Origin of the sequence: Streptococcus hyointestinalis (genome assembly GCF_041225505.1) — a bacterium.
Taxonomy (GTDB): Bacteria; Bacillota; Bacilli; order Lactobacillales; family Streptococcaceae; genus Streptococcus; species Streptococcus hyointestinalis_B.
The window spans coordinates 1-5,586 of record NZ_JBCLSK010000023.1; the positions used below are offsets into that span (position 1 = coordinate 1).

At 39.5% G+C, this 5,586-nt stretch carries 2 protein-coding genes; both read left to right on the plus strand.

From position 1 onward, the window contains the following. Positions 1–310: 310 nt before the first annotated feature. The gene (locus AALA56_RS06565) at positions 311–1,069 is read left to right on the plus strand and encodes an LPXTG cell wall anchor domain-containing protein (RefSeq protein ID WP_369909307.1); all 759 of its coding nucleotides are present in this window, start codon (positions 311–313) and stop codon (positions 1,067–1,069) included. Between the two features lie 564 nt (positions 1,070–1,633). After that, positions 1,634–5,586 (plus strand): mucin-binding protein (locus tag AALA56_RS06570; RefSeq protein ID WP_369909308.1); only part of this gene is annotated, 3,953 nt, incomplete at its 3' end.

Sequence of the window (5,586 nt, forward strand, 5' to 3'; positions counted from 1 at the left end):
TGACTCCTTTTGAATTCAGGAATCAGGTTGCTTAATCATTTTATTATTTCACTGTCTACTTGACAGGGAGCTGTTCAGAATAAGCTCTGTCTTTTTTGTTTTAGAAGTGTTTGAAAAGTTTTTAAAAACATTTCAGGAAAAAGTATCAAAAAACTTGACAAATCGGGGGGGAGGGGATGTATACTATAGTATAGTGGGTGTTTTAATTATTTTTAGGAGATGAGTAAGGAACTAAATTATTGGAGAAAATAGGAAAATATGAAGAACAAAAAAGTTGGCAACAACTTTGGAGAGACATTCCACAAGTCTCGTGTCAAAAAAAGATGTTTCTGTTTCACACCATATCTTAAAAAGTGCAGCAACACTGGGCGCAATTGCTGCAGGTGGTGTAGCTAGTCAGACAGCTATGGCTGAGGAGACTCCAGTCGTTGAGACTGAAACATCTATAGACGCCTTAGCAGGGACTGATGTTGTTGTGATGTCCTCAAGTAGCTCGACTGCAACAGACACAGGAGCAGAGTCTTCAACAGCGACCGAAGTGACAAAGGAAGCTAGTGTTGATGAGGGTTCCTTATCATTGTCGAGCTCAGAGTCATTGAGTGCGTCTGCTTTTTTGTCTGAATCGGAATCAGCAAGTGTCTCACTTTCAGAATCCATTAGTGAGTCAGTCTCTGAGTCTGTTAGTGAATCAGTGAGCGAGTCCGTATCTGAATCCATTTCTGAGTCAGTGAGCGAGTCGGTATCAGAATCCACTTCGGAATCCATAAGTCACTCTATTTCCGAGTCAGTGAGTGAATCGGTTTCTGAATCCATCTCTGAGTCAGTAAGTGAATCCGTATCTGAATCTATTTCCGAGTCAGTCAGCGAATCAGTGAGCGAGTCCGTATCTGAATCCATTTCCGAGTCAGTAAGCGAATCTGCTTCTGAATCGATGTCTATGACACATGGTAAGGATAGATTGCCAAACACAGGTGATGACTTCTCTGAAGCAGCGCTTCTAGGAGGTAGTGCCGCTCTACTTGGTGCCTTCCTTCTTGGTAAGAAGAAAAAAGCAGATGATGAAGCTTAATGAACTGCTCTTATAACCTAGTGCTAAGTAGCAATAAAACACTTCCAATTTTGAAAATGTTTTTCTTAATGAGAAATTTCAGAAAGGGTGATCAAATAAGGAGAATGTCTAACAAACTGTATGGGGAGATGAGAAAGACTCTTAATTCATGTCAGTTGATCATGAGTCTTTCATAAGGGAACAAATGTTTGGATAGAGTATCTGAATTCGCTTTTGAATAGCGATCAGTATCTTGATGAAGCTAAACGAGTGATACTTTGCTTTATTCATACCTAGCAGAAAATGGAGATATAGGTCAATATCTTGTAAAACGAGCTTTTTTAGCCTCTTTCCTTTCCCAGTATTTATTGGAGCACAAGGAGTGCGCTCCTTACAGAGTCATGTTAGTCGTAATTGCTATGATTGACATTCCTTAAATTTTCAGAAAGTCTTCTATTATATGCAATATGGTTTACAATTTTAGAAAAATATAGTACGATAAATAGTTTGTAAAATCGGTGTAGTGTAAGGTCAGCTATTACTCTTGCAAACTAGTTATTAGAATTTTGAAAGAAGGAGAGAGTTATGTTTTATAAAGGAAAACATAAGCAACGATTTTCGATTCGTAAGTATTCATTTGGTGCTGCATCAGTATTGTTGGGTGCCGTGATTGTTGGAGCAGCAGCTCCAGCTGTTAATGCGGATGAAACACAATCAAATGCGCTACCATCAGTGCAAGTAGAGTCGCAAAATACCGATTCAGCAACTGTAGCGGTCGAAAATGAGGCTGAACAAGCCACTGTAGCAACTAAAGATGCGGGTGAGTCAATGGAAAGTTCTGATCAACTTGCTAATGATGAGACAGCAGTCGAAACACCTACAACTTCGGCTTCAGAAGTAGCCGAAAAGTCATCAGAAGCTGTAGCGGATGAGAGCGAAGTATCCTCAGATAAGGTTGAGAATACAACATCAGAGGTAAGCGATAGCACAGTTTCATCAACCGTTTCTGGCAGTTCCTCAGCACTTTCAGAAAGCACAGAAAAAGAGCGTCAAATAGTAACGACCACATTAGAGAACTTTACAGCATTACCAGCTAAGGTTAAAGCACAATATCAGGCTCGTTTATCAAGCGCTCTGACTCCGACTGAAATTGAAGGAATTTTAGCAGAAGCTAGAAAGCAAAACACCTTACGCCAAGTTACTTTTGGAAATCAAGGGCAACCTATCCCTACTGGAACAAGCCTTAGAGCTAACACAACGACTGGTGCAACCGTTGTGGACGATAATGCTAATTCTAATAGTGTTACGCTAACTCATGGAGATAATAGCACTCGTAATGTAAATATCTCTATTCCTACGATTATAGGGGATAAGGTAACAGTAGAAGTACCTTATATCTTTTCAGCATCTACAGATCGTGATCTGACTGGTGGTATTTATGACGTGAGTATATCATCAGCTTCGGCTAGTCCAGAGTATGTTACAAGTAAGTCTGGATCAACACAAACCTTTGAATATACGGTTAATACAACTGCTTCTGTTGAGTTTAATGTCAAATTAGTACCGACAGTTGCAGACTGGTCATTCTTAAAACCAGGGGCACAGTACCATGTTGTTGTTAAGAGAAATGGTATTGAAGTTGGTGGTGTAGACTATACAATTGCACAGCAACCAGCTACTGTTGAAAAGGTAAACATCAATTTTGACCAAAATCAAAGTGCTAACGGAAATTTAGTTAAAGGTCATAAATATGCGGTCGGTATTAACTTACAAAATAATGGTATAAATGATGGTGACAATTTTGCAGGAACTGTAGTTGTAAATGTTCCTGCAGGATTTAAATTAGATACCGATTCAAACTCTGGATTTGGTTTTGTATCTACGACTCCAACAGGAGATACCACAGCAGGCTTTAATACGCTTTCTAATGGTACGAACCTTACAGTAACTCAAGAAGGTGGGGCTGGAACTCCTGTGACAATTACCTTCAATAAATCTAAAACAGATTTGAATACAGGCAATTTGATTTTCTGGGGAACGTATGAAAACAACTTATCAGGAGCTGACAATAACTTTTCTGCTACTGTGACTTACTATTCCACAAATACGGATGGTGAGCGTTCAAAAGAAGCGGACTTGGTTGCGACTGGTAACTTGGCAGTAGGTCTTCCAGTTTCTGCTACTGAAAAATCAGCCCTAGAGCTTAGCTTTAAGGCAAATACAGGTAATATCTATACTGATAATGGAACTGCTGACGGTACTCATCAAAGTGATGATCTTACTTATGAATATGGAGACACGCGTAAACTTCAAGTTTATAACTCCGGAAATGTTACACAAACAAATGTAAAAGTACACGTGGATGTTGAGCCAGGAACAGTTCTTGGAGGTGGCGAAGGTCAGTATAACTTATCCTTTACTACAAGTTCTGAGAATGTCCTAGGGGCTGTCAGTGTTACATTGACAGATGGTACAGTAGTAAACTTACGCACGTCAAGCACTCTAGGTCCTCACAATGTGAATAATACATTTTTGTTGATTGGTGATTCTGCCATCGCTAAAGGGGTAGCCAAAGATGGTTCTAATATCAAGAGTATTGACTTTACTTATGCTGAAATTCAAGCAGGATCAAAAGTTGAGTTAGTATTCTCCAAAAATGCTATCCTATCTTCAGTGAAGAATACAGCTACAGCTGACTATAGCTACACAGTAACTTCCGATCAAGGTGCTAATGAGACTGGTTCGATGTCTCTTCCAATTGTTGATCCGAACGCGAAACAAGTTCAATTTACGGGGGTTATTGAAGATTTTGCCAAGACTAGCTATCAACCAACCTCAACGGATGGTGGTAATTTAGCTCAAATCACTTATAATTTCCGTAATTCAATCAATGGGACAACAAGTACAACGCCAACAAGTTATTTTGTGTCTGTTCCGCGTGGTTTTGATCTTGTCGATGTAAATGACTTAGCTTTATATCAATATGGTAAAGCTTATACAGATGGCACCATTGAGGATCTTGGCTATATCGGAGTTAATGGTGAGCGGATGCTCAAGGTTAGCTTGCCAACGACTCCATCTTATCAAGCTCCTATTTATTTGAAGAGTGCTAAAGGTCATGATACACCAGTGCAATTGATTGCTAACGAAGACCAATTGCCTGCCAACTACATTTATCGTGGTAGTGCCTTTAATACCCCTAAAGATATGTCATTGATTATGGCAATAAATGATGACAAGATCTACACGAGCAATTACGCATGGGATATGCGTGAAATCACGTTAAAAGATGGTTCTACACATAATGTCGTCTTATCAACAAGAGGTTGGTACCCTAATAGTGAAGAAGCTAATTACAGTTTCACGTATCCATCAGCTTATGGTCAATTAAATGGTATTAAAACAGAAGATGATGGTAAGTATAGCCTAGCCTATAATGTTGCTAAACCAACGGATAATATTGTTAGCAATAATTATTCAGATAATAACAATGTTACTGATACTACAGGCACGATTCGTCTGGTTAATATTTTGACAGACCGTTCCACATCGGCTTACTCTTATAATGTGATTAACTTACCAAATGTTGCAGATGGTGATGCTGTTACCATTACTGTGACTGGAGCAGGTACAGTTGAAACAACCGGGGATAGCGGAAACGGTACTCTCTTATTCTCAACCAGCAAATTGGACAATACTGATGGTGAAATTTCTGCATCCGATATCGCTAATTATGTAACAGCAGATCAGGTGACAGATTGGTCAGCAATCAAATCAATTTTATTAAAATCTGATCAATTAGTACCATCAGCTTCAGCAGCTGGAATGGTACCATATAAAGTAACTGCCATGGCAGATGGTGTCACTAATACCACACTTGATTTGCAATCTTACTTTACAGGGGATCATTCAGGTGTCGTCTATAACACGTCACAAATCAATAAATTAAACATTCAACGCTATGTTGATGTGACAACAAACTGGGTAGACGGAGAGGGTAAACCACTTAAAGCTTCAACTACTGTAACAGTTAAATCAGGTGACGCCTATAGTACCAGTGGATTAACTCCAACTGAGATTCCAGCTGGTTACCATCTTAAAGAAAATCCAGTTAATGCTGTTGGGACAACAGATTCAAGTAATGTTGTCGTAACGTATGTTTATGAACCAGATGTGACAACTAAAGCGGTAACTAAGACAGTAACCCAAATAGTAACTTACCAAGGAGCAGGAACTGCTACTCCAGCAGATCATGTAGAAACTGTAACCTTTACTGGAGTGGAGACACTAAATACAGTAACGGGAGAATCAACAACTCAGTGGAATGAGTCTAGTGCTACCTTTGCAGATGTGAAAACACCAGTTGTCACAGGCTATGTTGCGGATATTGCAACAGTTACAGGTGAGACAGTAACTCCAGAAAGTGGTGATGTTACTAAGGTCGTAACCTACAAGACGGTTGGCAAGCTCATTCCGATTGATGAAACAGGTGTTCCAATTCCAAACGTTCCAACACCATCATATGATAACGATCCAAA